Raw genomic sequence first — 24,101 nt, 5'->3', positions numbered from 1 at the left:
ATGTCTCGGATGTTTGTGCTCGGTGACAAGGAGGTCCGGTGAGCCAGCAGACGGCGATGACGACAGAGACCGGAACGGATGCGCGGGTGGTGGCCGCGTGCGAGGCACTGCTCGACGACCTGGATCGGTTGACCCTCGACATGGCGCGGCAGATCCGCGAGGACGAGTCCTACTACCGGGAGTACATGACCGACCAGCAATTGGCGGATTCGATTCGGCCGAATGTCATCTCGGGGTTGCAGAACGTCATTCAGAACGAGCCCAATCGGCCGACCGTGGCACGGCGGACCGGCAGGCAACGCGCCGCGCACGGGGTGCCGCTCGCGACCGTGATGCACGCCTACCGAGTCGGGACGTTGCGGCTGTGGCAGGAACTGGTGCGCCAGTGCGGATCCGATCCGCACGTCAGCCAGGCGTTGCTGACGTCGGCGTCGGTGCTGTGGAACTCGTTCGACCTGTCGTCGCAGGCGCTGACGACGGCCTACCGCGACGTCGAGACCGAGCAGCTGTTCCGGGACTCGCGGCTGCGGGAGGCGGCGCTGGCGTCGTTGTTCAGCGGCATCACGACCAACGGCAGGGGATTGGCCGACGTGGCCGCCGCCCTACGACTGCCGACGGTCGGGCTGTTCGTCGTGGTGGCTTCCGATCCGCAGGCGATGGATCGCAGCCGGCTGTCGGTGTCGGCCGAGCGCGCGCTGAGTTCGCTCGGCGTGCGGTCGGTGTGGCGTTCGGAACCCGACAGCGAACTCGGTCTGGTCGTGCTCACCCCGAGCTACCGCGCGGACCGGCTCGACCGGCATCTGGCGTCGATCACGTCGGGCCGGGTGGGTGTGAGCGAGGTGTTCGAGTCGATCGTCGCGACGCCGCAGGCGGTGACGCAGGCGCGGACGGCGCGCGACGCGGCGGCGATCGGGTCGAAGTGGTGCTCCGGTTCGACCAGGCCCGCCTGGCCGCACTCGTGACGTCGGTGCCCGAGCTGAGCGTCGGCCTGGCGCGGCAGGCGCTCGACCGGGTGCTCGAGCTTCCGGTCGAGGAACAGGACGTACTGCTCGAGACGTTGGCGGCGTGGTTCGACACCGACGGTTCGCCCGCCGACGCGGGCCGCCGATTGCACTGCCACCGCAACACGGTGCGCTACCGGCTCAACAAACTCGCGCAGTTGACCGGATGCGACCTGCGCAAGCCCGGTGACATCACCCGGCTGTATCTCGCGCTCGAGGCGGTACGCCTGCTCCCCGACCAGGTGCGGGGGTGAGCCGCGCTCAGCCGATGAGGTGCTCCATGGCCAGTCGCGACAGTTCGACGAATCCGTAGCCCCGCGCGCCGGCCTTGTCGGCGTCGAAGTCCTCGAACGCCGACCGGTCGGAGAGCAGGTCGCCGAGCGTCTCGCCCGGGGCGAGGGTCGGGCGGGCGAGCTCGTCGAGTCCGGCGTCGGCGACGGCCTGCCGCACGCGCGGGTCGCCGCGGAAGGCCTGCGCCTTGGCCTTCAGCATCAGGTAGGACTCCATGTTGGCGGCAGCGCTCGCCCAGACGCCGTCGGTGTTCTCGGTGCGCAGCGGCTTGTAGTCGAAGTGGCGCGGTCCCGTGTACGCGGGTCCCGCCTCACCGCCGGGCGTGCTGCCGTATTCGAGCAGGTCGACGAGGAAGAACGCGGACAGCAGGTCGCCGTGACCGAACACGAGGTCCTGGTCGAACCGGGTCCCCTTCTGGCCGTTGAGGTCGATGTGGAACAGCTTGCCCTGCCACAGGGCCTGGCCCATACCGTGGACGACGTTGAGTCCGGCCATCTGCTCGTGACCGACCTCGGGGTTCACACCGACGAGCTCGTGGTGGTCGAGCTGGGAGATGAACGCGAGGGCGTGCCCGATGGTCGGCAGGAAGATGTCGCCACGGGGTTCGTTGGGCTTGGGCTCGAGCGCCAGCCGCAGCGGATAGCCCTGGTCGACGACGTACTGGGCGAGCGTGTCGATGCCCTCGCGGTACCGGTCGAACGCGGCGGCGACGTCCTTGGCCGCGTCGGTCTCCGAGCCCTCCCGACCGCCCCACAGGACGTAGGTCTGCGCGCCGAGCTCGGCCGCGAGGTCCATGTTGCGCATGACCTTGCGCAGCGCGAACCGGCGCACGTCGCGATCGTTGCTGGTGAGCGCGCCGTCCTTGAACACGGGATGTTGGAACAGGTTGGTCGTCGCCATGGGCACCGTCATGCCGGTCTCGTCGAGCGCGCGGCGGAACCGGGCGATGCGGGTGCTGCGTTCGGCGTCGTCGACGGTGAACGGCGTCAGGTCGTCGTCGTGGAACGTCACGCCCCACGCGCCGAGCTCGGCCAACCGGTGCACGGACTCGACCGGGTCGAGCGGTGCGCGGGTCGCCGTGCCGAACGGATCGGCGGCCTGCCAGCCGACCGTCCACAGGCCGAAGCTGAATTTGTCGTCGGGTACGGGTTTCCTGACCACAATGTCCTCCCTCACCACGAATAAGTTTGGTCATTGAACTTATGTGGTGGGCGGGCCGGTCAAGGGCCGGTATCGGGCGGGTGTGGTTAGGATCGGCGGCCATGGGTACCGCGGAGCCTGCAGGTCAGCACACCGTGCGCCGGCACAACGCGGCGCTGGTGCTGGCCGCGATCGGGGCTGCGGCGGGCACGTCCCGGGCCGGGGTCGCCGCGCGAACGGGGTTGACGAAGGCGACGGTGTCCTCGCTCGTCGACCGGTTGGTGGCGGCCGGGCTGGTGCAGGTGTCCGGCCAGGAGGGCCGCTCGGGGCCGGGCCGGCCGGGTACGGCGTTGTCGCTGGCGCCCGCCGGACCGCACGGGCTCGGCGTCGAGGTCGCGGTGGACTACGTGGCGACGTGCCTGGTGGATCTGACCGGCGAGGTGCATCGGTTGCGGGTGCGCCGCCGTGACAACCGGGATCGGGGTGTGGGCCGGGTTCTGCGCCGCGCGGCGGAGGCGGTGGCGCGGGCGCGCGTGGATGCGGCGGAGCTGGGCGTCGAGGTCGGCGGTGTGGGCGTGGCGGTGCCGGGGTTGGTCGAGACGTCGTCGGGCCTGGTGCGGGTCGCGCCGAACCTGGGGTGGCGGGATGTGGACGTCCCGGGCGAACTGCGCCGACGGGTGGAGGTGCCGGCGCGGGAGGTGATGGTCGCGAACGAGGCGAACATGGCGGCGTTGGCCGAGGTGCATGTGGCCGGTGTGGATGGTCCGCGGAGCTTCGTGCACGTGTCGGGGGAGATCGGCGTGGGTGCCGGCATCGTGTTGGACGGTGCGGTGTTCCACGGGGTGCGCGGGTACGGCGGCGAACTGGGGCATGTGCAGGTCAGTCCGCGTGGGGCGCGGTGTTCGTGCGGGACGAGGGGGTGTGTGGAGCGGATGGCCGGCCAGGAGGCGATCCTCGAACGTGCCGGCGTGTCCGATCTGGACGCACTGGTGGCGCGGTTGGAGGCGGGGGATCGCCCTGCGGTGGCGGCGGTGCGCGCTGCGGCCGACTGGTTGGGAGTGGCGTTGTCGGGGGCGTTGAACCTGCTGGATGTGCCCGCGGTGGTGCTCGGCGGTACCTATGCGCGGTTGTATCCGTGGTTGGCGGGGCCGTTGGCCGATCGGTTGTCGGCGCGGGTGTTGTCCGCGCCGTGGTCCGAAGTGGACGTGGTGCGCTCGCGCCTGGGCACGGAGGCCGCGGTGCGTGGCGCCGCCCTGTCCGCCGTCCGTGCTGTCGTCGCCGACCCGGAGGCTATATCGCCGCTCGGGGTGGGGGATAGCTGCGGACGGCGGCGGGCCTACGTGGCCGGGTCCGCTGTGGACGCGGGGGACGTCGGGTCGGTCAGGCCGTGGTGGTGTCGAACGGGCTGCGCAGTTTGCGCATCGCGGCGTCGCTGTGGTCAGCGGTGGGCTGCGGCGCGGGCGCGGGGATTCGACTGTGGGCGGGTTCGAGGAACGCCGGCGGGGTGACCGCACTGCGGGCGGCCGTGGCGCGGGCGTTCGGGGCGGCGGGCGGAGTCTCTGTGGACAGAGGTCCGCGCCTGCGCACCGGTGTGGGTGTGGTGATGGTTTCCTTCCGTTCCCGGGTCGGTGACCACGGGAGGTGTACGGCCCGCGGCGTGTGCCGCGGGTGGGGTCGTGGTTGCCCGCCCTGACGGACGGGCAACCACCGGGTGTCGTGGGGGCCGTCAGGCCGGGCGCACGACGTCGGCCTGAGGGCCCTTGGCGCCCTGGCTGGCCTCGTAAGTGACCTTCTGGTCCTCTTCGAGGTTGCGGAAGCCCGCGGCGTCGATGGCCGAGTAGTGCACGAACACGTCGGGGCCGCCCTCATCGGGAGCGATGAAGCCGAAGCCCTTTTCCGAGTTGAACCACTTCACGGTTCCGGTGGTCATAATGTCTCCTTCGGGAGCTGGGGGTTGACGGGCAGCCACGAGGTGTGGAGGCCCGGGCCTGAGATCTCGGACGGCGGCCGACTCCAGCTGCAACCAAAGTAAGAAGCACGCCCGCATCAACATCCTGCGAGCATGTACGAACACGAACCCAGAAATATTTCGACCACCTTCGACACTACACGAGTCCTGGCCGGGTGACCACGTCGGTGCACGCGAGCCGCTCGACAGCGGCGAAGCATCACGTGGTTTCGCACTGGATCAGGTGAGGGACCCTCCGGGCCGTGACGAAGGGAGCCACGCGCATGACCAGGAACATTTTCGTGCTCGGTCTCGACGAGGGGAACCTCGACCAGCTCCGGAACATCCCCGGCACCGACGACTGTGTGTTCCACGGCCTGTTGAGCGAGGAAGAACTGGTGAGCGGCGAGCAGGTCGCCCTCGGCGAACTGCTGGACAAGGCGGAGCGGCAGCTCGCCGACTTCGACGGCACCGTCGACGCGATCATCGGCTACTGGGACTTTCCCACCAGCTCGATGGTGCCGATCCTCTGCCGACGGCACGGCCTACGGTCGGCGAGCCTGGACGCCGTCGTCACGTGTGAGCACAAGTACTGGTCGCGGCTGCGGCAGCAGGAAGTGATCGACGAGTACCCCCGGTTCGGACTCGTGAACCTCGCCGACGCCGAACCGCCCGACGGTGTCCGGTATCCGATGTGGATCAAACCGGTGAAGGCCTATTCGTCCGAACTCGCCTTCCACGTGCATGACGCCGACGAGTTCGCCGCCGCCGTCGCCGAGGCCCGCGAGGGCATCGACCGCATCGGCAAGCCCTTCCAGCAGGTGATGGATTTCCTGGATCCTCCGGACGAGATCGCGGCGATCGGCGGACAGGCCTGCATCGCGGAGGAGGCCGTCACCGGTTCGCAGGTGACCGTCGAGGGCTACAGCACGGGGGAATACACCCACGTCTACGGCGTGATCGACTCCCACACCTATCCCGACTCGTCGAGTTTCCTGCGTTACCAATACCCCTCCTCGCTTCCGGCGTCGGTCCAACGCCGCCTCGCCGACATCTCCATCCAGGTCATCGACCACATCGGACTGACCGACGTCGCGTTCAACATCGAGTACTTCTGGGACGCCGACAGCGACACGATCCGCCTGCTGGAGATCAACCCGCGGCACTCGCAGTCGCACGCGAGGCTGTTCACCGAGGTCGACGGTGTCCCGAACCACCAGTGCACGCTGCGCCTGGCGCTCGGCGAGGATCCCGACCTGCCGCATCGCCAGGGGCCGCACCGTCTCGCGGCCAAGTGGTTCCTCCGCCGGTTCGCCGACGGCGTCGTGCGGCGCGTGCCCACCGAGCAGGAGATCGCCGACCTCGAAGCACGGCACCCCGGATGCCACGTGGAGGTCGGCGTGGAGGAAGGCGAACGGCTCTCGGCCAAGAACGGTGAGGACAGCTACAGCTACGTGCTGGCCATGGTGCACGTCGGCGCCGACGACGAGCGCGAGCTGACCGAGCGTTACGAGCGGTGCGTCGAGGAGCTGCCTTTCGAGATCGAGGACGTCGATACGTCCGGGAGGTGAGGAATGCACGAGGTGACGTCCTTTCCCCACGACGTGCGGGAGGACCACCACGTCTGGATCCCGCTGAGCGACGGAACCCGGCTGGGCGCGCGCATCTGGCGCCCCGTCGACTCCGACGAGAACCCCGTGCCGGCCGTGCTCGAATTCATCCCGTACCGCAAAGGGGATTTCACCGCGGTCCGTGACTCGATCCACCATCCCTATGTGGCCGGCCACGGGTATGCGGCGGTGCGCGTCGACCTGCGGGGCAGCGGCGAGTCGGACGGCGTGTTGACGGGCGAGTACCTGGAACAGGAACTGCAGGACGCCGAGGAGGTGCTCGCCTGGATCGCGAGCCAGAGCTGGTGCACGGGACGCACCGGCATGATGGGTATCTCGTGGGGCGGGTTCAACGCGCTGCAGGTCGCCGCACGGCGCCCCGAGAGTCTGGGCGCGATCGTGTCGGTGTGCTCGTCGGACGATCGCTACGCCGACGACGTCCACTACATGGGCGGGTGTCTGCTGGGGGACAACCTGTCGTGGGCCTCGACGATGTTCGCCTACAACGCCTGCCCGCCCGACCCGGCGATCGTCGGTGAGGACTGGCGGCGGATGTGGCACGAGCGGCTGCACGGCAGCGGACTCTGGTTGCAGGACTGGCTGGAGCACCAACGCAGGGACGAGTTCTGGCGGCACGCCTCGGTGTGCGAGAACTACGCGGACGTCGCCTGTCCGGTGATGGCGGTGAGCGGATGGGCCGACGGCTACTCGAACGCCGTGTTCCGGATGCTCGCCGAGCTGGACGTGCCCCGGAAGGGGCTCATCGGACCGTGGTCGCACAAGTATCCGCACCTGGGACAACCGGGTCCCGCGATCGGTTTCCTCCAGGAGATGGTGCGCTGGTGGGACCACTTCCTCAAGGACGTCGACAACGGCGTGCTCGACGAGCCGATGCTGCGGACGTGGATGCAGGACAGCGTGCCTCCGTCGACGGCGTACGAGGAACGTCCCGGGCGCTGGGTGGGCGAGCCGTCCTGGCCATCGCCCCACGTCACGTCCGCGCGGTACGGCCTGGCACCGCATCGCATCCTGCCCGCGGGCGAGAACTCCGAGATCGACGAGGCGCTGCACGTGGAGTCGCCGCTGTCGGTCGGGCAGTTCGCGGGCAAGTGGTGCTCGTACAACGCGCCGCCCGACCTGCCGTACGACCAGCGTGAGGAGGACGGCGGGTCGCTGGTGTTCGACAGCGACGTGCTCACCGAGCGGTGCGAGATCCTCGGATCGCCGGCCGTGCACCTCGAGTTCACGGTCGACCGGCCGGTCGCGATGGTGGCGGCCCGCTTGTCCGACGTCGCTCCCGACGGACGGGCCACGCGCGTGACCTACGGACTGCTGAACCTCACCCACCGCGACGGTCACGACACTCCCGAACGGCTCGAGCAGGGCGAGCGGTACCGCGTCACGGTGCAGCTGAACGGCGTCGCGCAGGCGTTCCCGCCGGGTCATCGGATCCGGTTGTCGCTGTCGACGTCGTACTGGCCGCTGGCGTGGCCGCCGCCCGAGTCGGCGCGGCTCACCGTTTTCCTGGCGTCCTCGGCGCTGACCCTGCCGTTGCGGGACACCGGGGACGGGGACGACGTGTCCCCGCGCCCGTTCGACGAGCCGGAAGGCGCCGCGCCCCTGCCGACCACGGTGCTCCGGCCGGGGGAGCAGAAGTGGGACGTCGTGCGGGATCTGATCGACTATCACTCCGCGCTGGAGGTGGTGAAGGATTCGGGCACCGAGCGCATGGACGACACCGGGCTCGAGGTGACCAAGCGCGCCGAGGAGCGCTACAGCTCGCAGCGCGACGACTTCACGTCCGTCCGCGGCGAGGTGGCTTGGACGATCGGCTTCGCCAGGGACGACTGGCGCGTGCGGACCGAGACGCGCACGGTGCTGACGTCGACGCGCACCGAGTTCCTGCTGCACGCCGAGCTCGACGCCTACGAGGGGGACGAGCGTGTCGTCTCGCTGAACTGGAACACCACGATCCCGCGTGATCACGTGTGAGTGGCGCACACCACCGGTCGTGCCGACGTCACGGTCGTTCAGTGATGTGCCGGCGCGCGAGCCGGGTTCGTCAGCTGTCTCCAGGCGCTTGTGCCGTGGATGCGCCGGTCAGCTGACCGAGCCCGGCTCCGGCTCTGCCGTGAGGTCGACGGGCGCCATCCGCTCGATCGCGAGGCGGGTTCGCTGCATCGCGGCGAGGATCTCCTCGGTCCGCTCCTCGGTGAGTCGTTCGACGGGTACCGAACAGCTGATGGCGTCCGTGCCCGGGCTGGTGTAGCGCAGCGCGAAGCCGAAGCAGCGCACGCCGAGGTAGTTCTCCTCGTTGTCGACCGCGTAGCCGCGTTCGCGGGTGGTCTCCAGGTCGCGGGTCAGAGCCTCGTGGTCGGTGATGGTGTGCTCGGTCAGTGCCGTCAGCCGGCTCGGTACATGCGCGAGGGCGTCGTCGTCGAGCCGCTCGGCGAGCAGCGACTTGCCCATGGAGGTGCTGAAGGCCGGTAGCCGGCGGCCCACCCGGCTGAACGGTCGCAGGTACTGGCTGGACTCCTTCGTCGCCAGGTAGACGATGTCGCAGCGGTCGAGTCGTCCGAAGTGGATCGTCTCGTCGATCTCGGCGCTGAGGTCGTTGATGTGCGGCTGAACGATCCGCAGGTAGGGGTCTGTGTCCAAATAGGTCGTTCCGGCCAGGAGTGTGCGGATGCCGATGCTGTACTGGGTTCCGGACGGATCCGTGCGGACCCATCCGAGGTTCACCAATGTCCGGATCAGGGCGTACACGCTGCTGCGCGGTGCGTCGAGTGCCTCGCTGAGTTCGCGCAGTCGTGCCGGTCGGTTCTGCCTGGAGGCCAGTAGTTCGAGCAGCTCGACGGCGCGCGCGGCCGATTTGACGTCGCGCACGCCTCCCCGCTGATGTGCCTTCTCGGCCGTGGACTTACCGGGTGTGGTCATCGCACCTCAGTTCGCTCTCCCTGGGACGGCGGAGCGTCGCGCGATCGATGCCTGCTCCTGCGGATCGTCGTCTGCGCGGTGTTGACACGGTAGCAACCAGTGACGACGATGTTTCGTATGAGTATGGCATCTACATATGAAGACAACGATGTGCATGTGTGGACAAAGTGCGTGCTGATGGCACCTCCGCCCGCGGTCCTCGAAGCCTGATCCGCCCGTCGCCCAGGAGGTAGAGAATGGGACGCCCCGTGCCCCGCATCGTGCGGGCAACGGCCACGCCGATCCTCATCGGAGATCCGCCGCTGCTGAATGTGCTCGGCGTGCACCAGCCGTACACACCTCGCTGCATCATCGAGGTCGAGACCGACGACGGTGCGACCGGCGTGGGCGAGACCTACGGCGACGCCGAGTACGCCGCGCTGGCCGCCGCGCTCGCCGACGCGTCGTGGGTAGTCCCGTGACGGCGCTGAACGGACTGTTCGAACTCGCCTACGAGGCGGCCGGCATCGCCGACGACGCAGCTCCCGAGTTCGATCCCGCCGGGCTGCGGGGCGTGCGCACACCCTCGAAGCTGGTTCGCAGCGTCGTGTCGGCGTTCGAGATCGCCAGTCTCGACGCGCTCGGCAAGACTCTCGGGCTGCCCGTGCACGCCCTGCTCGGTGGCAAGGTGCGCGACCGGGTCGACTACAGCGCCTATCTGTTCTACCGCTGGGCCGAACACCCGGCAGACGGGGCGCTCGGCGAGCCCGTCCCGGCGGACGACTGGGGTGCTGCGCTCGACCCGGAGGGCGTCGTCGCGCAGGCGCGGCGCTTCGCCGCCGACTACGGGTTCGGCTCGTTCAAGCTCAAGGGCGGCGTCTTCCCGCCGGAGGAGGAGATCGCCGCGATCAAGGCCCTCGGCAAGGAGTTCCCGGACCACCCGTTGCGGCTCGACCCCAACGGCGGTTGGACCGTGGACGCCTCGGTCCACGTGGCGACCGAACTGGCCGGCACGCTCGAGTATCTTGAGGACCCGACACCGGGCGTCGAGGGGATGGCCGAGGTCCGTCGCCGGACCGGTGCGCTGCTGGCCACCAACATGATCGTGACGTCCTTCGAGGAGATCCCCGCCGCGTTCGCCGCCGACGCCGTCCAGGTCGTCCTGTCCGACCACCACTACTGGGGCGGCCTGCACGCGACGCGGGAACTGGCTGCGCTGTGCCGGACGTACGGGGTTGCGCTGTCGATGCACTCCAACACGCATCTGGGTATCAGCCTCGCGGCGATGACCCATGTCGCCAGCGTCGTACCGGACCTGCGCTACGCCTGCGACACCCACCGGCCGTGGCAGACCGAGGACGTCATCACCGAGCCCCACGTCTTCCGCGACGGCGCCGTGGCGGTGTCCGACGGCCCCGGACTCGGGGTCGAGCTCGACCGGGACGCCGTCGCGGCGCTGCACGACCGATGGCGCCGGCTGGACATCCGCGGCAGGGACGACGTCGCCGCCATGCGCGTGGCGCATCCGGATTGGACGCAACCGCCGTTACCGCGCTGGTGACGTCGGTCGACAACTGACGACGTGGAGGGTCAATGATGATGTCTCACCGTCCCCACCGGGCAGGCGTCGCCGTCGTGGCGCTCGCGTGCTCGGCCCTGGTCACCGCAGGATGCACCGTCCACGGCGGTGCGAACGGCGGCGGAACCGGCGAGTTCCCCAACCGGCCGGTCGAGTTCACGGTGCCGACCGAACCGGGCGGCAGCTCCGATCTGATCACCCGTGCCTTGGCCCAGAGCACGGAGGAACACCTCGGTGGCACCTCGATCGTGGTGAACAAGCCCGGGGCCAACGGCAAGGTCGCGGGCAACGCCGTGTTCCGGAGCCAAGCCGACGGACATCGCGTCGCCGTGATGCCGCAGTCGTTGTTCGCCATCGGTCCGCTCGCGATCGACGACCCCGAACCGATCGAGCTGGACGACATGTCGTTCGTCCGCGGACTGACCATCGAGGACTATGTCCTGGTCGTCCCGGCCGCGTCCGAGTACGACACCCTCGAGGAGCTGTTGGCCGAGGACCGGTTGGCCTTCGGCAACTCGGGAGCGGGAACCGGCGGCCAACTCGCGCAGGAGCTGCTGTTCAGCATCGCCGAGGTGAATGCCGCCGACATCCCGTTCGACGGGGGAGGGCCGACGTTGACGGCGGTGCTCGGCGGCCAGATCGACGTGGCCGCGTTGCATCCCGCGGAGGTCATGCCGCAGATCGAGGCCGGCGACCTCAAACCGCTCGCGGTGTTCTCCGAGGAGCGACTCGACGCGCTTGCCGACACGCCGACCGCCGTGGAATCGGGGTACGACGTCGTCGTCGACCAGCGCCGATTCCTCGCGGGACCGGCGGGCCTGCCGGACGAACTGGTGGACCGGCTCGGGGAGGCGACCGACAAGGCGACCCGGAACGCCGAGTACCGCAACATTCTGCGCAGCAACTACATCCGGGAGTGGAACGCCGAGCCGGACGAGGTCGGCGACCAGCTTGCCGAGAGCAGTCGCCGGTTCGAGGACCTGACCGAGGCATACCGCGTCGAGCTGGGTGGTGACGAATGACCGCCGAACAGGACAGCACCACCGAACAGAAGGCCACCGAACCCCAGGCCACCGAGCAGAAGGCCACCGAACCTCAGGCCACCGAGCAGGCCGCCGCCGAGGAGAACGCCGTTGCGGCCGGCAACGAGGTGTCGGAGCGGTACGCGCGGCGGCAGAACCTGATCGCGGCGGCCGTCATCATGACGGTCGGCATCGTGGCCGTGGTCATGTCGGCGAGCCTCGGCGTCGGAGATCTCGCCGAACCGGAACCCGGCATGTGGCCGATGATGATCAGCGTCGTGCTCGTCGCGATGTCGGCGGCGCTTCTCCTGCAATCCGGCCGCCACGGCGACGAGCAGGCCTTCACACGGGAATCCCTGATCGTCGTGGTCGCCGTCGTCTCCCTGCTCGTGTACGCGTCGCTGTTCGAACGCATCGGGTTCGAGGTGCCGACCGTGGCCGTGCTGCTGCTGTGGATCAAGGGGTTGGGACGCCAGTCCTGGCTCGTGTCCCTGGCCGTGTCGTTCGGATCGTGCGCGGTGATCTACGCGGTCTTCATCTCCGCCCTCGGCGTCCCCCTTCCGCACATCGTCGTGTTCTGAGCGAGGCGCATCATGGACTTCCTGATTCCCGTGATCGAAGGCTTCGGTGTCGCACTGCAGCCGATGAACCTGCTGTTCTGCCTCATCGGTGTCACCCTCGGCATGTTCGTCGGGGTGCTGCCCGGGCTCGGCCCGGCCGCGTCGATCGCGATTCTGCTTCCGGTCACGTACACGCTCGACGAGACCGCGGCGATCATCATGCTCGCCGGAATCTTCTACGGTGCGTTGTACGGCGGCACGATCACCGCGATCCTGCTGCGACTGCCGGGCGAGGCCTCCAGTGCTGTGACCGCATTGGACGGTTATGCGATGCGCGCGACGGGCGTGCTGGTACCGCACTCGGCGTCGCTGCGATCTCCTCGTTCATCGGCGGGACGGTGGCGATCGTCGCGCTGACGTTCATCGCTCCGGTCGTCGCCGGGTTCGCGCTCGACTTCGGCCCGCCCGAGTTCGCCGCGCTGGCGTTACTGGGCATCCTCATGGTGGCCACACTCGGCACGGGCTCGGCGCTGAAGAGCGTCGTCGCCGCCGCGCTGGGCCTGCTGTTGGCCAGCATCGGTCAGGACCCGATCGACGGCACCGGCCGCCTGAACTTCGGCTCGGACCAGCTCTTCGACGGCATTCCGTTCGTCATCGTCGCGATGGGACTGTTCGGCGTCGGCGAGATCCTCTACAACCTCGAATCCGTCCGGAACAAGCGCGCCGAACTGCCCGCGGTCGGCCGGGTCTACCCGAGAAAGAAGGATCTCCGCGAATCGAGCGGCGCGATGGGCCGCGGGTCGGTCGTCGGGTTCGTCCTCGGCGTGCTTCCCGGCGGCGGCGCGGTGATGTCGTCGATGGTGTCGTACGCCGTCGAGAAACGCGTGTCCCGCAAACCCAAGCTGTTCGGCCGCGGTGCGGTCCAGGGGGTGGCCGGCCCGGAGACGGCGTCCAACGCCGCGGCGTCGTCGTCGATGATCCCGCTGTTGTCCTTGGGCATCCCGGCGAACGCCTCGATGGCGGTCATCTTCGGTGCGCTGCTGCTGCAGGGCATCACGCCGGGTCCGCTGCTCGTGGAGGACCGCCCCGACCTGTTCTGGGGCGTGGTCAACTCCATGTACCTGGGCAATATCCTGCTGGTGCTGATGTGCCTGCCGCTGATCGGCGTGTTCGTGCGCATCGTGCGCATCCCGGTCGCGGTGCTCGGGCCCGTCGCGCTGATCATCACGTTGGTCGGCGTGTACACGGTGCGGATGAGCGTGTTCGACATGTTCCTGATGATCGGCCTCGGCGTCATCGGTTACCTGATGAAGAAGACCGGGTTCGAGCCGGCGCCCCTGGTGTTGGCCTTCATTCTCGGCGGGATTCTCGAATCGGCCTTCCGGCGGTCGATGCTGCTGTTCGACGGACAGGTCACCGGCTTCTTCGGCCAGCCCATCGCGGCGACCCTGCTGATCGCCACGGCACTGCTGATCGGGTTCACGGTGCTGAAGGCGATGCGGAGCAAACGGGTCGACAGAACCGGCGCGCAACGCACCGAGGACGACACCACCGTGGTCTGACGACCGCAGAAAGGAACGACCGTGACCGACCGTTTCGACACCATCAGTTCCGTTCGGCTTGCTCTCGTGCAGCTACCGCTGTCGGCGCCCATCAGCGACGCGAAGGTGCTCACCGGGCGGCAACGTCCGCTCACGAAGGTGGCGGTGTTGACGGCCGACATCACCACCGAGGGCGGACACCGCGGGTTCGGGTTCAGCTATTCGAAACGGGCCGGTGGTGACGGGTTGTACGCCCACGCCGCGGAGATCGCAGGCGATCTGATCGGTGAGGACGCCAACGACATCGCTCGACTGTGGACGAAACTCGTGTGGGCGGGGGCGTCCGTCGGGCGCAGCGGTCTGGCCACCCAGGCGATCGCAGCGTTGGACATCGCGCTCTGGGACCTGAAAGCACGCCGGGCCGAGCTCCCTTGGCCAAATTGCTCGGTGCCCATCGGGACGGCGTGCCGTGCTACAACACCTCCGGCGGATTCCTGTCGACCCCGTTGCCGGAGGTCCTCGAGAACATCGACGCGGCGTTGGGCAAGGGCATCGGCGGCATCAAGGTCAAGGTCGGTCAGCCCGACACGGCGGCCGATCTCGAGCGCGTCCGGGCGGTGCGTGAGCACCTGGGCGACAAGGTCGCGCTCATGGTCGATGCCAACCAGCAGTGGGACCGCGGCCAGGCACGGCGGGCGTGCCGCGCCCTGGAGCAGTTCGACCTCACCTGGATCGAGGAGCCGCTGGACGCCTACGACGCGGCCGGGCACGCCGCGTTGGCCGAGCGGTTCGACACCCCGATCGCGACGGGGGAGATGTTGACCAGCGTGGCCGAGCACTGGGACCTGATCCGACAGGGATCGGCCGACTTCGTCCAGCCCGATGCCGGGCGGGTCGGTGGCATCACGCCGTTCCTGCGGGTCATGAACCTGGCCGACCACAACCATCTGTCCATGGCGCCGCACTTCGCGATGGAGATCCACCTGCACCTGGCGGCCGCGTACCCGGGGCCGACGTGGGTCGAGCACTTCGAATGGCTCGAGCCGCTGTTCGAGGAACGACTCGACCTGTCCGACGGCCGGATGCTGGTCCCGGACCGTCCGGGCCTCGGACTCACACCGTCCGCACAGGCCGAGGCCTGGACGGTGCAGCACACCACGATCACCGAGCGCGCGGGGTAGGACTCCGACTCGATCGGACGGCGGGCCCCGCTACGGTGCGGGTCCCGCCGTTCGCGTGTCCTCGGCCGTGATCAGGGGAGGCGGTCGAACTCCGCGACCGACTCCCAGCGCTCGGCCAGCGCCGTTAACAGGGCCGCCACATCGGTGTTGCCTTCGAGGCCGGTTCCGCTGAGGAGGGCTTCGTCGAGCTTGCGCGTCTTCCGGTGGATGCGCGTCAGCTCCTTCTTGCCATCCGGCGTCAGGGACACGAGCTTGCGCCGGGCGTCGTGGGGCGATTCCACGCGCTGGATCAAGCCGCGGCGTTCCAGACGGCGGCACAGATCGGCCATGGTCGATGTGTCCAGTGCGGCCGCACCCGCGAGAGAACTCTGGTCGCTGTTCGGATGGGCGCGAATCGTCGACAACACGGCGAACTGCGGACCGGTCAGCACCGGGTCCACGTGCCGGTTCCACGCGGCGAGGTAGGCCTGGTAGAGCCGTCGAGCCCCATATCCGGGTGCGGCGAGAAGCTCCGCCGGCGGCGCCGGCGTGTCCGCCGTGGTCGTCTCATCGGTGTGCGCTGGTCGACCCATCACGTTCCTCCCCTTGGCGGGCATGTGCCCCGTGTGGAGCGCTGTCAATGATACGTGTCCGGACCGTTTCAGCGTGACGGAGGGTTGTGCCGAGCTCGGCGACAGCGGTGTTACGGCTGGGAAAACTGCCGGCAGACTATTGCGCATCCGGATAGTACGTGTTCGGATGAGTTCAGGAGGTGAGCACCATGGATCAGAACCTGTTCAACGATATCTGTCTGCAGCAGTTGACCCTCTCCGGTGTGCACGAGGGCGAGACGGTCGCCGTGCTGACGCGCGGTTCGGAGCGCGGTGAATATGCGGATGCGTTCCTGTGGGCGGCGCGGAAGCTTGGCGCGCAGGCGTTCCACATGCGACTGCCGGCGCCGGTGAGCGCGTCGGGTGCGTGGGCCGTGGGCGATTCCGGCCTGGCGGGCAACCAGCACGCCGTGGACGCGCTGAAGGCTGTGGATATGGTGGTGGACTGCACGTTCCTGCTGTTCTCGAAGGAGCAGTTCGAGATCCAGGGTGCGGGGACACGGATTCTGACCGCGGTGGAGCCACCGGAGCTGCTGGCGCGGTTGATGCCGACCCCGGAACTGCGGGAGCGGGTGGAGATCGGCGCCGAGTTGCTCGCCAAGGCCGGAACCATGCGCATCACCAGTCCGGCCGGGACGGACGTGACGTACCAGCTGGGCGTCTACCCGACGATGTCGGAGTACGGCTACACCGACACTGCGGGGCGGTGGGACCACTGGCCGGCGGCATTCGTCTTCACCGGTGGATCGGATGACGGCGTGGACGGACGGATCGTGTTGTCGCCGGGGGACGTTCTGCTGCCGTTCAACACGTATGTGCAGACCCCGGTCGAGATCATCATCGAGGCCGGCTTCATCCGGGACATTCGTGGCGGCGCGGGCTCATCGGGGTTGGATGCCGACCTGCTGCGTTCGTACATCGAGAGCTTCGAGGACCCGCGTGGCTACGGGATGAGCCACGTCGGATGGGGCCTGGACGAGCGCGCGCACTGGCACGGCCTGACCCAGTTCCCCGGCGGGATGGGCATGGAGCTGCGGAGTTTCTACGGGAACGTGATGTTCTCGATCGGGCCGAACAACGAGTTGGGCGGTCCGAACGACACACCGTGTCATTTCGACATTCCCATGCGGGGCAACAGTCTCTACCTCGACGACGAGCTCATCGTCGACGCCGGCGAGCTGACCGTCGCCGACATGCGACCGGTGGCCAAACGATGACCGCCCACTCGTCGACGTCACGCGGCAAGGCCCGCGATCACCACATCGGGATGATCGTGCCCAGCTCGAACCTGACGATGGAGACCGAGCTTCCCCGGATGCTGCGTGCGCGCGAGGGTGAAGATCCGGCCGATCGGTTCGTCTTCCACTCGGCACGCGCCCGGATGCAGCACGTGACGCCCGAACAGTTGCGGGCCATGAACGAACAGTCCACCAGGGCCGCGACTGAACTCGCGGACGCCAGGCCGGATGTGGTCGCCACGGCGTGTCTCGTCGCGATCATGGCACAGGGACCGGGTTTCCATTGCACGGCCGAGGGCGACATCAGCCGGTCGTTGCGTGCGGAGGGTAGCGAGGCACCGGTGGTGTCGAGTGCGGGAGCGCTGCTGTCGGGTATCGAGGCGTTGGCGGCTCGGCGCGTCGCGATCATCACGCCGTATCTCAAACCCTTGACCCAGGCCGTCGTTGAGTACCTGGAGGACGCCGGAATCACGGTTGTCGACTCGTTGTCCCTCGAGGTTCCCGACAACCGCGAGGTCGCGCGTCTCGACCCGGCCGACCTGCTGCAGCACCACAGGACACTGGACCTGTCCACGGCGGACGCTCTCGTGCTGTCGGCCTGCGTCCAGATGCCCTCGTTGCCGTCGATTCAACCGGTCGAGGACGAGGTGGGCATTCCGGTCCTGTCCGCCGCGACGGCGACCACGTACCGCCTGCTGTCGGAGTTGGGCCTCAAGGCCCGGGTACCGGGCGCCGGCCGCTTGCTGAGTGGCGACGTGTCACCGGCTGTGGCCTGACCGCCCACCGGTATGAAGACGTGAAAGGGAGATAGCTGTGGCTGCAAGTCAGTCATACGAAGTCGTCGTCGTCGGTGCGGGGCTCGGCGGTTTGTGCGCCGCGCTCTCGCTGCGACAGCGCGGCCTTCGGGTGACGGTCGTCGAGGCAGCGGCCGAGCTGGGCGAGATCGGAGCCGGGATCCAGACCGCCCCGAACGCGAGTCGGATCCTGATGGGGTTGGGACTGCGACGGAAACTCGAGGCAGTACGGACCCAGCCGGAGGACCAGGTTCGGCGCCGCTGGGCCGACGGATCGATCATCGCGCAGCTCCCGCTGGGCCAACGCGTGATCGACACCTATGGCGCCCCGTACTGGCACTACCACCGGGCCGATCTGCACCGCATCCTGCTCGATGCGTGCGTCGACCCGGAGGGCCACGGCCCGATTGTGGAGGTCCTGACCGATGCGCGCGTCGTCGCGCTCGACCGCACCGACCCCCGGCGGCCGGTCGTCGAGACGGCCGACGGCAGGCGTGTCGCCGGAGACCTCGTCCTCGGCGCGGACGGGATTCGCTCCACGGTGCGCGACCTTGCCGGCTTCGACGACACCTTGGTGTTCTCCGGGGAGATGGCCTACCGTGCGCTGATCCCCGGCGACGTGGTGGAGGCGGACCCGGCGACCCGGTTCCTGATGGACCGGTATCACTCGACGATCTGGTACGGACCCGACAAACACCTGGTGCACTACGTCATTCGCGGCGGCGAGTACCTGAACATCGTGGCGATCGTGCCGTGCAGCGAGCAGATCGAGCGGGACTGGAGCGGGCCCGCCACGGGTGCCGAACTGGCGCAGCACTTCGAGGAGTGGGACGACCGCGTCCCGACGTTGCTGGCCAAGGCCAAGGACGAGGACACCTCGGTGTGGGCGATGTACCGGCGACGCCGGGACCCGGTGTGGGTCGATGGCCGGGTAGCACTACTCGGCGATGCCTGTCACGCGATGTTGCCGTACCAGGCGCAGGGCGCATCGCAGGCCATGGAGGACGCGGCGGTGCTGGCCGAGGAACTCGGCCGCGTCCCCCGTGACGGCATCGACGGTGCCCTGGCCCGCTACGTCGACCGACGTGCGAAGCACGCCGGCATGGTCCAGGACGCGTCCCTGGAGAACATGCGGTTCTACCACTTGCCCGACGGTCCCGAGCAGCGCGAGCGGGACGAGAAGCTCCGCTGCTTCGACGGCGAGTCCGATGTGTCCTACGACTGGCTGTGGAACGGCAGCCCCCTGAACGACCACGACACGGAATCCATCCACTACCAGTTCGCACGCTGAGGCGTGCTGCCTGACAACCAGCAGCCCAGCCGCACGGACGGAGTCACCCATGCGTACCGGAGATCAAATCGTCCAGGATCTGCCCTGGCGATGGAACGTCCAGGGAAAGATCTTCCTGATCGGAGGATTGGGGTACATGTTCGACGCGTGGGATGTCGCGTTGAACGGGTTCCTCACGCCTTTGGTCGGCTTGGAGTTCGATCTGTCCTCAGGGCAGGCAGGCCTGGTGGCCACCGCCAACCTCATCGGCATGGCGGTCGGCGCCGTCGCCTGGGGCACGATTGCCGACCGAATCGGGCGGAAGAGTGCATTCAGTATCACCCTCGCGGTGTTCGCGTTGTTCTCCGTGCTCGGTGCGCTGTCGCCGAACATCGAGATGTTCCTCCTGCTGCGGTTCCTCGCTGGTATCGGCCTCGGTGGCTGTATCCCGGTGGACTACGCGATCGTCAGTGAGTTCTCCCCGAAACGGGAGCGCGGCAGAGTACTGTCCGCAATGGACGGCTGGTGGCCGATCGGTGCCACCCTTGCCGGGGTGTCGGCGACCCTGCTCGTTCCGTTCGACGGGAACTGGCGATGGATGCTGGTGTTGATGATCCTGCCCGCACTGCTGCTGTTCTGGGTGCGCCGCGGTGTGCCGGAGTCTCCGCTGTATCTGGTCCGTAAGGGCAGGGAGGCCGAGGCGCGCGAAGTGATCGACGACCTGGTCCGGCGTACGGGAGCCACGCCGGAACCGTATGTGATTCCCGAACCGGTCAAGGAGGACAAGCGCGGTGGCGCGGTGGCTGCCGCAGCCGACCAGCTGCGCCGGGTCTGGGCGTACAACCCGCGGATCACAGCCGTGTCGTGGGCACTGTTCGTCAGCGTCATGCTGGTCTACTACGCGGCGTTGAGCTGGATGCCGTCGATCCTGCAGGAGCAGGGCTTCGGCGAGATCGCGTCCTTTGCGTCCACGGCCTTGATGAACGCGGTCGGGATCGTCGGTGTCCTGTTGGCGGTGTTGGTGGTCGACCGGGTCGGCCGGAAGCGGGTCATTGCGATTGCGGGACCGGCGACCGCTGTGACGCTCGTGCTGTTCTCGCTGCTGCTCGACGTGCCCGCGGCTGCGATTGTCGCGCTCGGTGCGTTCGGTCTGCTGGCACTCGTCGTCATCCCGGTGATGTACGCCTACGTCTCGGAGTTGTATCCCACGGAGTTGCGGGCGTCCGGCTTCGGCTGGGCATCGTCGGCGAGCCGGGCCGTAACCGGGTTCGCGCCGTTGCTGTTCGGCAGTGTTCTGTGGCCGGTCCTCGGATTGCCGCTGACGTTCACCGTGCTCGGGCTCGTGCTGGTGGCCGCGGTCATCTACATGATGGTCGCCGCGCCCGAGACCACCGGTCGCGAACTCGACCGCATCGGCTCCGACGACGGTGCCCAGGACGGGCAGCAACCGACGCCCACGGTCTGAGTGTCACCGCCGGACGAACCAGGAGGTCGCCCATCGTGAAGCCCGCCGCGTTCGCATACCACCGTGCACACGACGTCGCCGACGCCGTGCACCTCCTCCGGGAGCTGGTCTCGGCGGGGGAGGAGCCGAAACTCATCGCCGGAGGTCAGAGTTTGATGCCGATGATGAACTTCCGGCTCGCCCGGCCGACCGTCCTGGTGGACCTCGGTGGTCTCCGCCGGGAGCCGGAGCTGCGGAGCATCCGGTTGGACGGCGACACGCTGCGGGTCGGGGCGCTCGTGACGCACCGGGAGATCGAACTCGCCGGCGACACGCTCGGGTCGCACTTCGGGGTGCTTGCCGAGGCGATGCGGTGGGTCGGACATCTGCCGATCCGCTCTCGGGGCACGGTGGCCGGAAGCATCGTCCACGGCGACGCCACGGCCGAATGGTGCCTGCTGGCGCTGCTCCTGGATGCCGTCGTCGTCGCCGAAGGGCCCGCCGGCACGCGGAGGATCCCGGCCTCGGACATGTTCCACGGTTTCTACACGACGGCCGTGGAACCCGACGAGGTCGTCACCGAGGTGCAGTTCACCCGTGGTGCCCGTCGCGCGTCGTTGACGGAGTTCGCTCGTCGACACGGGGACTTCGCCACCGTCGACGTCGCGGTCGCACTCGACGGTGACGAATCGGGCGACGGGGCGGTGAACGGTGTGGTGCCGGGCCGGGTCGTCCTCGGCGGGGTCGCGCCGGCCCCGGTGCAGGTGCCGGAGGCGGAGGCTGTGCTGGCAGAAGGCCCAGCCGGTCCCGCGCTGTTCGAGGCGTGCGGTGCTGCGGCGGCTGCAGCGGTGGATCCGCCGTCGGATGCGGCGGGGAGCGCGGCGTATCGGAAACGCCTGGTGCGGACCCTGGTGGAACGTGCACTGACGGAGGCGTGGACGATGGGAGCGGAGCGTTGACGGGGACCGAACGAGCACCAGGATTCGACGGCAGGCGAGGACGTTGGGTCGGCGCGTCCGTGCCGCGGAGGGAGGATCCGCGTCTCCTGCGGGGCCGGGGAAGGTTCGTCGGCGACATCGAGCTGCCCGGCATGCTCCACGTCGCCTTCGTCCGTGCCTCGATCGCGCACGGCAGGATCACCGCCGTCGACCTGTCGGCTGCACGTGCGGTCGAGGGTGTCATCGCGGTCTACACCGCCGAGGACCTCGCGCTCGGGGACATCGTGGCCCTGCTCGACCGGCCACCCGAGGAGTTCACCCCGACCGCCATGCCCGTGCTCGCGAAGGACAAGGTTCGCTTCGCGGGCGAACCGATCGCCATCGTGATTGCCCGTGACCCGTACGCGGCCGAGGACGGGGTCGAGGCGGCGGTGGTCGACTACGAGGATCTCGGCGCGGTCGTCGACGAAGACTCCGCGTTCGCGCCCGACGCACCGCTGGTGCACGACGAGGCGAGCGGCAATGTGCTCGTCGATGTGTCGATGTTCGACACCCCGGGCGTGGACGAGGCGTTCACGGCGGCGCAGCGCGAGGGCTGTGTCGTCGACGTGACCACGCGCAGCGGGAGGCAGAACGCGCTCCCGTTGGAGACCCGCGGCGTGGTCGCCTCATGGGAGGAGCACGACGATCAGCTGCTGGTGCAGACCTGCACCCAGGTTCCACACCAGGTCCGGACGGTGTTGGCCCGGTCGCTGAAGCTGGCGGAACGGTCGGTGCGGGTCACGGTGCCCGACATGGGCGGTGGATTCGGCCAGAAATGCGTGGTCGGGCGTGAGGAGATCGCCGTGGCCGCCGCCGCGAAACGGCTCGGTGTTCCCGTGAAATGGGTTGAGGACCGGGCCGAAGCTCTGACGGCGGCGTTCCTCGCCCGCGAGCAGCGCTACCGCACCCGCGCCGCGTTCGACGCCGACGGCCGGATCACCGCGCTCGACGTCGACGTCGTGTGCGATATGGGCGCGTACTCGTGCTATCCGTTCACCGCCGGGATCGAACCGCTGATGGCCTCGGCCGAGATGCCCGGCGTCTATCGGGTTCCGGCCTACCGGGTGCATGCGCGGGCCATGACGAGCAACAAGGCCCCGACGGCCCCGTATCGCGGGGTCAGCAGGCCCCAGTACGTCCTTGCCATGGAACGGGTGATGGACCGTGCTGGCCGCGAACTCGGCCTCGACCCGGTCGAGATCCGCCGTCGCAACGTGATCACCGAGTTCCCCTACACCGGCATCAACAACGTCACCTACGACCCGGGTACCTACCGCGAGACCCTCGAACTGGCGGAGGCGACGCTGCGCGACGAGGGGTGGTACCGCGTTCGCGACGAGGCGGCAGCCCGTGGCCGGTGTGTCGGCATCGGCTACGCGTGCTTCTCCGAACGCACGGGCTACGGGTCGGGGGCGTTCGCGCAACGCAAGATGCGGGTCGTGCCGGGCTTCGACATCTCCGAGATCCGGATGGACACGTCCGGATCCGTCGTGGTCACGAGTGGGACCATGAACCACGGGCAGTCGCACGAGACGACGCTCGCGCAGATCGTCGCCGACCGGCTCGGCCTGCCGATCGAGAAGATCAAACTGCGCCAGGGCGACACGGAGCGGATCGCCTACGGATGGGGCACGTTCGCGTCCCGGTCGGCGACGATCGGTGGCTCGGCGGTGTCGCTGGCGGCGGGCCGACTCGGCGAGGTGCTGTGCGCGATCGGCGCGCATCTGCTGGAGACCCGCCGGGACAATGTCGCACTCGACGGGGACGGCGGCGTCGTCACCCTCGACGACGCCGAACGCCGAGTGTCCTATGAGGACATCGCCGATGTTGCCTACCTGCGCAGCCATCTGCTGCCGAAGGACGTCGAACCAACCCTCACGGCGACGGCCAGCTTCGACGTGCCGGGCGACGGGACGTTCTCCAACGCCACGCACGCCGTGGTCGTCGAGCTCGACCGGGACACCGGCCAGGTGTCGATCCTGCGATACGCCTGCGCCGAGGACTGTGGTGTGCTGATCAACCCGAAGGTCGTCGACGGGCAGTGCCGCGGTGGCATCGCCCAGGGCATCGCCGGTGCGCTCTTCGAAGAGGTGACCTACGCCGACAACGGCGAACCCTCGGCGGCGAGCTTCATCGACTACCTCGTGCCGACCGCAACCGAGATTCCGGATGTGTCGATCACGCATCTCGAAACACCCAGCGGGTTCACCGAGAACGGGGCGAAGGGTGTCGGCGAGGGCGGCACGATCGGTGCGCCCGCGGCGGTGTTGAACGCCGTCAACGACGCGCTGCGTGACACGGGCGTCGAACTGGACACGACACCGGTGCATCCCGAAGTGGTCCTGGATGCACTCGACGGCGCCGCGGACACAGCCGGTACGAAGGAGGGCAGCCGATGGTGACCCGGCAGCTGATCGAACTCACCGTGAACGACACCGCGCACGAGGTGCTGGTCGAGCCGCGGAAGACGCTGCTGGACGTGTTGCGCCAGGACCTCGGGCTCACGGGTGCGCATGCCGGCTGCGAGCACGGCGTATGCGGGACGTGCACGATCCTCGTCGACGGAGAGCCGGTACGGGCCTGCCTGATGTTCGCCGTGCAGGCCGAGAACCGCGCGGTGCGCACGGTGGAGTCGTTGGACGACGACGGTGACCTGTCCGATCTGCAACAGGCGTTCAGCGAGCATCACGGACTGCAATGCGGGTTCTGCACGCCCGGCTTCCTCATGTTGGCCGAGGGGTTCCTCACCCAACAACCGGATGCGGATCGACAGGAGGTCCGGGAGGCCGTGTCGGCGAATCTGTGCCGCTGCACGGGATACCAGACGATCGTCGACGCCGTGACCGCCACGGCCGAGAGGCGGAGGTCGTGCGGGCGAGCCGGTGCGTGCGGTGACCGGCTGGGATATCGGCATTCCACATCGGACGACGCTGCGGCGGGGAAGGAAGGAGCAGCGTGATTCTGGAGAACCACATCGACGTACCGGCCGAACCGGA

The 24,101-nt window shown here is 68.6% G+C and carries 21 protein-coding genes and 2 pseudogenes; 19 read left to right on the top strand and 4 right to left on the bottom strand.

What is annotated here, in order from left to right; genetic code table 11:
• Positions 1-38: 38 nt before the first annotated feature.
• Both BJF85_RS16460 and BJF85_RS28050 read left to right on the top strand, forming a co-directional pair.
• A complete protein-coding gene (locus BJF85_RS16460; RefSeq protein ID WP_075848689.1) occupies positions 39-962 on the top strand; it encodes a hypothetical protein in 924 nt (307 codons plus the stop codon).
• Positions 923-1,255 carry a CdaR family transcriptional regulator gene (locus BJF85_RS28050; protein WP_158056970.1) on the top strand — a complete coding sequence of 111 codons (333 nt, stop codon included), beginning with the start codon at positions 923-925 and terminating at the stop codon, positions 1,253-1,255. Before BJF85_RS16460 ends, BJF85_RS28050 begins: the two co-directional genes overlap by 40 nt.
• Before the next feature lie 7 nt (positions 1,256-1,262).
• Here the strand turns inward: BJF85_RS28050 and xylA are convergent, their stop codons facing one another.
• Positions 1,263-2,453 carry a xylose isomerase gene (gene xylA, locus BJF85_RS16450; protein ID WP_075848685.1) on the bottom strand — a complete coding sequence of 397 codons (1,191 nt, stop codon included), beginning with the start codon at positions 2,451-2,453 and terminating at the stop codon, positions 1,263-1,265.
• A 101-nt stretch (positions 2,454-2,554) separates the two neighbouring features.
• Here xylA and BJF85_RS16445 point away from each other — a divergent pair, with 101 nt between their 5' ends.
• A complete protein-coding gene (locus BJF85_RS16445) occupies positions 2,555-3,940 on the top strand; it encodes an ROK family transcriptional regulator (protein WP_075848683.1) in 1,386 nt (461 codons plus the stop codon).
• 218 nt (positions 3,941-4,158) lie between these two features.
• Here BJF85_RS16445 and BJF85_RS16440 read toward each other — a convergent pair whose 3' ends face one another.
• Positions 4,159-4,362, bottom strand: coding sequence for a cold-shock protein (locus BJF85_RS16440; RefSeq protein WP_075848681.1), 204 nt, complete (start codon positions 4,360-4,362; stop codon positions 4,159-4,161).
• A gap of 302 nt (positions 4,363-4,664) precedes the next feature.
• Here BJF85_RS16440 and BJF85_RS16435 point away from each other — a divergent pair, with 302 nt between their 5' ends.
• Positions 4,665-5,951: an acetyl-CoA carboxylase biotin carboxylase subunit family protein gene (locus tag BJF85_RS16435; RefSeq protein WP_075848679.1), complete on the top strand. Its 1,287-nt coding sequence runs from the start codon at positions 4,665-4,667 to the stop codon at positions 5,949-5,951.
• Between the two features lie 3 nt (positions 5,952-5,954).
• The gene (locus tag BJF85_RS16430) at positions 5,955-7,982 is read left to right on the top strand and encodes a CocE/NonD family hydrolase (RefSeq protein ID WP_075848677.1); all 2,028 of its coding nucleotides are present in this window, start codon (positions 5,955-5,957) and stop codon (positions 7,980-7,982) included.
• Between the two features lie 108 nt (positions 7,983-8,090).
• On the opposite strand, the gene BJF85_RS16425 is transcribed toward BJF85_RS16430, so the two are convergent.
• On the bottom strand, positions 8,091-8,927 hold the full coding sequence (locus tag BJF85_RS16425; RefSeq protein WP_075848675.1) for an IclR family transcriptional regulator: 837 nt from the start codon (positions 8,925-8,927) through the stop codon (positions 8,091-8,093).
• 236 nt (positions 8,928-9,163) lie between these two features.
• Between BJF85_RS16425 and BJF85_RS30300 the strand changes: the two genes are divergently transcribed.
• From BJF85_RS30300 to BJF85_RS16400, 7 genes and pseudogenes are all read left to right on the top strand, one after another.
• Positions 9,164-9,388 (top strand): hypothetical protein, encoded by a 225-nt coding sequence (locus BJF85_RS30300; protein ID WP_255375684.1) that lies wholly within the window; start codon positions 9,164-9,166, stop codon positions 9,386-9,388.
• Positions 9,385-10,467: an enolase C-terminal domain-like protein gene (locus tag BJF85_RS16420; protein ID WP_255375683.1), complete on the top strand. Its 1,083-nt coding sequence runs from the start codon at positions 9,385-9,387 to the stop codon at positions 10,465-10,467. Before BJF85_RS30300 ends, BJF85_RS16420 begins: the two co-directional genes overlap by 4 nt.
• A gap of 38 nt (positions 10,468-10,505) precedes the next feature.
• Positions 10,506-11,507, top strand: a complete 1,002-nt coding sequence (locus BJF85_RS16415) for a tripartite tricarboxylate transporter substrate binding protein (RefSeq protein WP_075848791.1) — start codon at positions 10,506-10,508, stop codon at positions 11,505-11,507.
• The gene (locus BJF85_RS16410) at positions 11,504-12,088 is read left to right on the top strand and encodes a tripartite tricarboxylate transporter TctB family protein (protein WP_075848673.1); all 585 of its coding nucleotides are present in this window, start codon (positions 11,504-11,506) and stop codon (positions 12,086-12,088) included. Before BJF85_RS16415 ends, BJF85_RS16410 begins: the two co-directional genes overlap by 4 nt.
• 12 nt (positions 12,089-12,100) lie before the next feature.
• Positions 12,101-13,629: pseudogene (locus BJF85_RS16405) on the top strand (tripartite tricarboxylate transporter permease).
• 21 nt (positions 13,630-13,650) lie between these two features.
• A pseudogene (locus BJF85_RS31510) lies at positions 13,651-13,980 on the top strand (enolase); the annotation flags it as partial.
• Positions 13,981-14,039: 59 nt separating this feature from the next.
• Positions 14,040-14,789: a mandelate racemase/muconate lactonizing enzyme family protein gene (locus BJF85_RS16400; RefSeq protein ID WP_304442316.1), complete on the top strand. Its 750-nt coding sequence runs from the start codon at positions 14,040-14,042 to the stop codon at positions 14,787-14,789.
• 71 nt (positions 14,790-14,860) lie between these two features.
• Here the strand turns inward: BJF85_RS16400 and BJF85_RS16395 are convergent, their stop codons facing one another.
• Positions 14,861-15,361, bottom strand: a complete 501-nt coding sequence (locus BJF85_RS16395; protein WP_075848671.1) for a MarR family winged helix-turn-helix transcriptional regulator — start codon at positions 15,359-15,361, stop codon at positions 14,861-14,863.
• A gap of 188 nt (positions 15,362-15,549) precedes the next feature.
• Here BJF85_RS16395 and BJF85_RS16390 point away from each other — a divergent pair, with 188 nt between their 5' ends.
• From BJF85_RS16390 to BJF85_RS16360, 7 genes are read left to right on the top strand one after another with little or no spacing between them, the layout of a single operon-like run.
• Entirely contained in the window at positions 15,550-16,596 is a 1,047-nt protein-coding gene (locus tag BJF85_RS16390) for a leucyl aminopeptidase (RefSeq protein ID WP_075848669.1), read from the top strand.
• Positions 16,593-17,393 carry an aspartate/glutamate racemase family protein gene (locus BJF85_RS16385; RefSeq protein WP_075848667.1) on the top strand — a complete coding sequence of 267 codons (801 nt, stop codon included), beginning with the start codon at positions 16,593-16,595 and terminating at the stop codon, positions 17,391-17,393. The genes BJF85_RS16390 and BJF85_RS16385 overlap by 4 nt, the downstream gene beginning before the upstream one ends.
• Before the next feature lie 37 nt (positions 17,394-17,430).
• Positions 17,431-18,702: an FAD-dependent monooxygenase gene (locus BJF85_RS16380; protein ID WP_075848665.1), complete on the top strand. Its 1,272-nt coding sequence runs from the start codon at positions 17,431-17,433 to the stop codon at positions 18,700-18,702.
• A 49-nt stretch (positions 18,703-18,751) separates the two neighbouring features.
• Positions 18,752-20,146, top strand: coding sequence for an MFS transporter (locus BJF85_RS16375; protein ID WP_075848663.1), 1,395 nt, complete (start codon positions 18,752-18,754; stop codon positions 20,144-20,146).
• A 35-nt stretch (positions 20,147-20,181) separates the two neighbouring features.
• Positions 20,182-21,084 carry a xanthine dehydrogenase family protein subunit M gene (locus BJF85_RS16370; protein ID WP_075848661.1) on the top strand — a complete coding sequence of 301 codons (903 nt, stop codon included), beginning with the start codon at positions 20,182-20,184 and terminating at the stop codon, positions 21,082-21,084.
• Positions 21,081-23,507: a xanthine dehydrogenase family protein molybdopterin-binding subunit gene (locus tag BJF85_RS16365; protein WP_075848659.1), complete on the top strand. Its 2,427-nt coding sequence runs from the start codon at positions 21,081-21,083 to the stop codon at positions 23,505-23,507. Before BJF85_RS16370 ends, BJF85_RS16365 begins: the two co-directional genes overlap by 4 nt.
• Positions 23,501-24,064, top strand: a complete 564-nt coding sequence (locus BJF85_RS16360; protein ID WP_083666467.1) for a (2Fe-2S)-binding protein — start codon at positions 23,501-23,503, stop codon at positions 24,062-24,064. Before BJF85_RS16365 ends, BJF85_RS16360 begins: the two co-directional genes overlap by 7 nt.
• Positions 24,065-24,101 lie beyond the last annotated feature (37 nt).

Origin of the sequence: Saccharomonospora sp. CUA-673 (genome assembly GCF_001942305.1) — a bacterium.
Classification (GTDB): Bacteria; Actinomycetota; Actinomycetes; order Mycobacteriales; family Pseudonocardiaceae; genus Prauserella.
This window is presented reverse-complemented; position numbering and strand designations above follow the sequence as displayed.

Bases quoted from the DNA above. Each gene is read 5' to 3' on its own strand.
- BJF85_RS16445 (WP_075848683.1), top strand. From the start codon at position 2,555: ATGGGTACCGCGGAGCCTGCAGGTCAGCACACCGTGCGCCGGCACAAC.
- BJF85_RS16440 (WP_075848681.1), bottom strand. From the start codon at position 4,362: ATGACCACCGGAACCGTGAAGTGGTTCAACTCGGAAAAGGGCTTCGGC.
- BJF85_RS16435 (WP_075848679.1), top strand. From the start codon at position 4,665: ATGACCAGGAACATTTTCGTGCTCGGTCTCGACGAGGGGAACCTCGAC.
- BJF85_RS16430 (WP_075848677.1), top strand. From the start codon at position 5,955: ATGCACGAGGTGACGTCCTTTCCCCACGACGTGCGGGAGGACCACCAC.
- BJF85_RS16425 (WP_075848675.1), bottom strand. From the start codon at position 8,927: ATGACCACACCCGGTAAGTCCACGGCCGAGAAGGCACATCAGCGGGGA.
- BJF85_RS30300 (WP_255375684.1), top strand. From the start codon at position 9,164: ATGGGACGCCCCGTGCCCCGCATCGTGCGGGCAACGGCCACGCCGATC.
- BJF85_RS16415 (WP_075848791.1), top strand. From the start codon at position 10,506: ATGTCTCACCGTCCCCACCGGGCAGGCGTCGCCGTCGTGGCGCTCGCG.
- BJF85_RS16410 (WP_075848673.1), top strand. From the start codon at position 11,504: ATGACCGCCGAACAGGACAGCACCACCGAACAGAAGGCCACCGAACCC.
- BJF85_RS16395 (WP_075848671.1), bottom strand. From the start codon at position 15,361: ATGGGTCGACCAGCGCACACCGATGAGACGACCACGGCGGACACGCCG.
- BJF85_RS16390 (WP_075848669.1), top strand. From the start codon at position 15,550: ATGGATCAGAACCTGTTCAACGATATCTGTCTGCAGCAGTTGACCCTC.
- BJF85_RS16385 (WP_075848667.1), top strand. From the start codon at position 16,593: ATGACCGCCCACTCGTCGACGTCACGCGGCAAGGCCCGCGATCACCAC.
- BJF85_RS16375 (WP_075848663.1), top strand. From the start codon at position 18,752: ATGCGTACCGGAGATCAAATCGTCCAGGATCTGCCCTGGCGATGGAAC.
- BJF85_RS16360 (WP_083666467.1), top strand. From the start codon at position 23,501: ATGGTGACCCGGCAGCTGATCGAACTCACCGTGAACGACACCGCGCAC.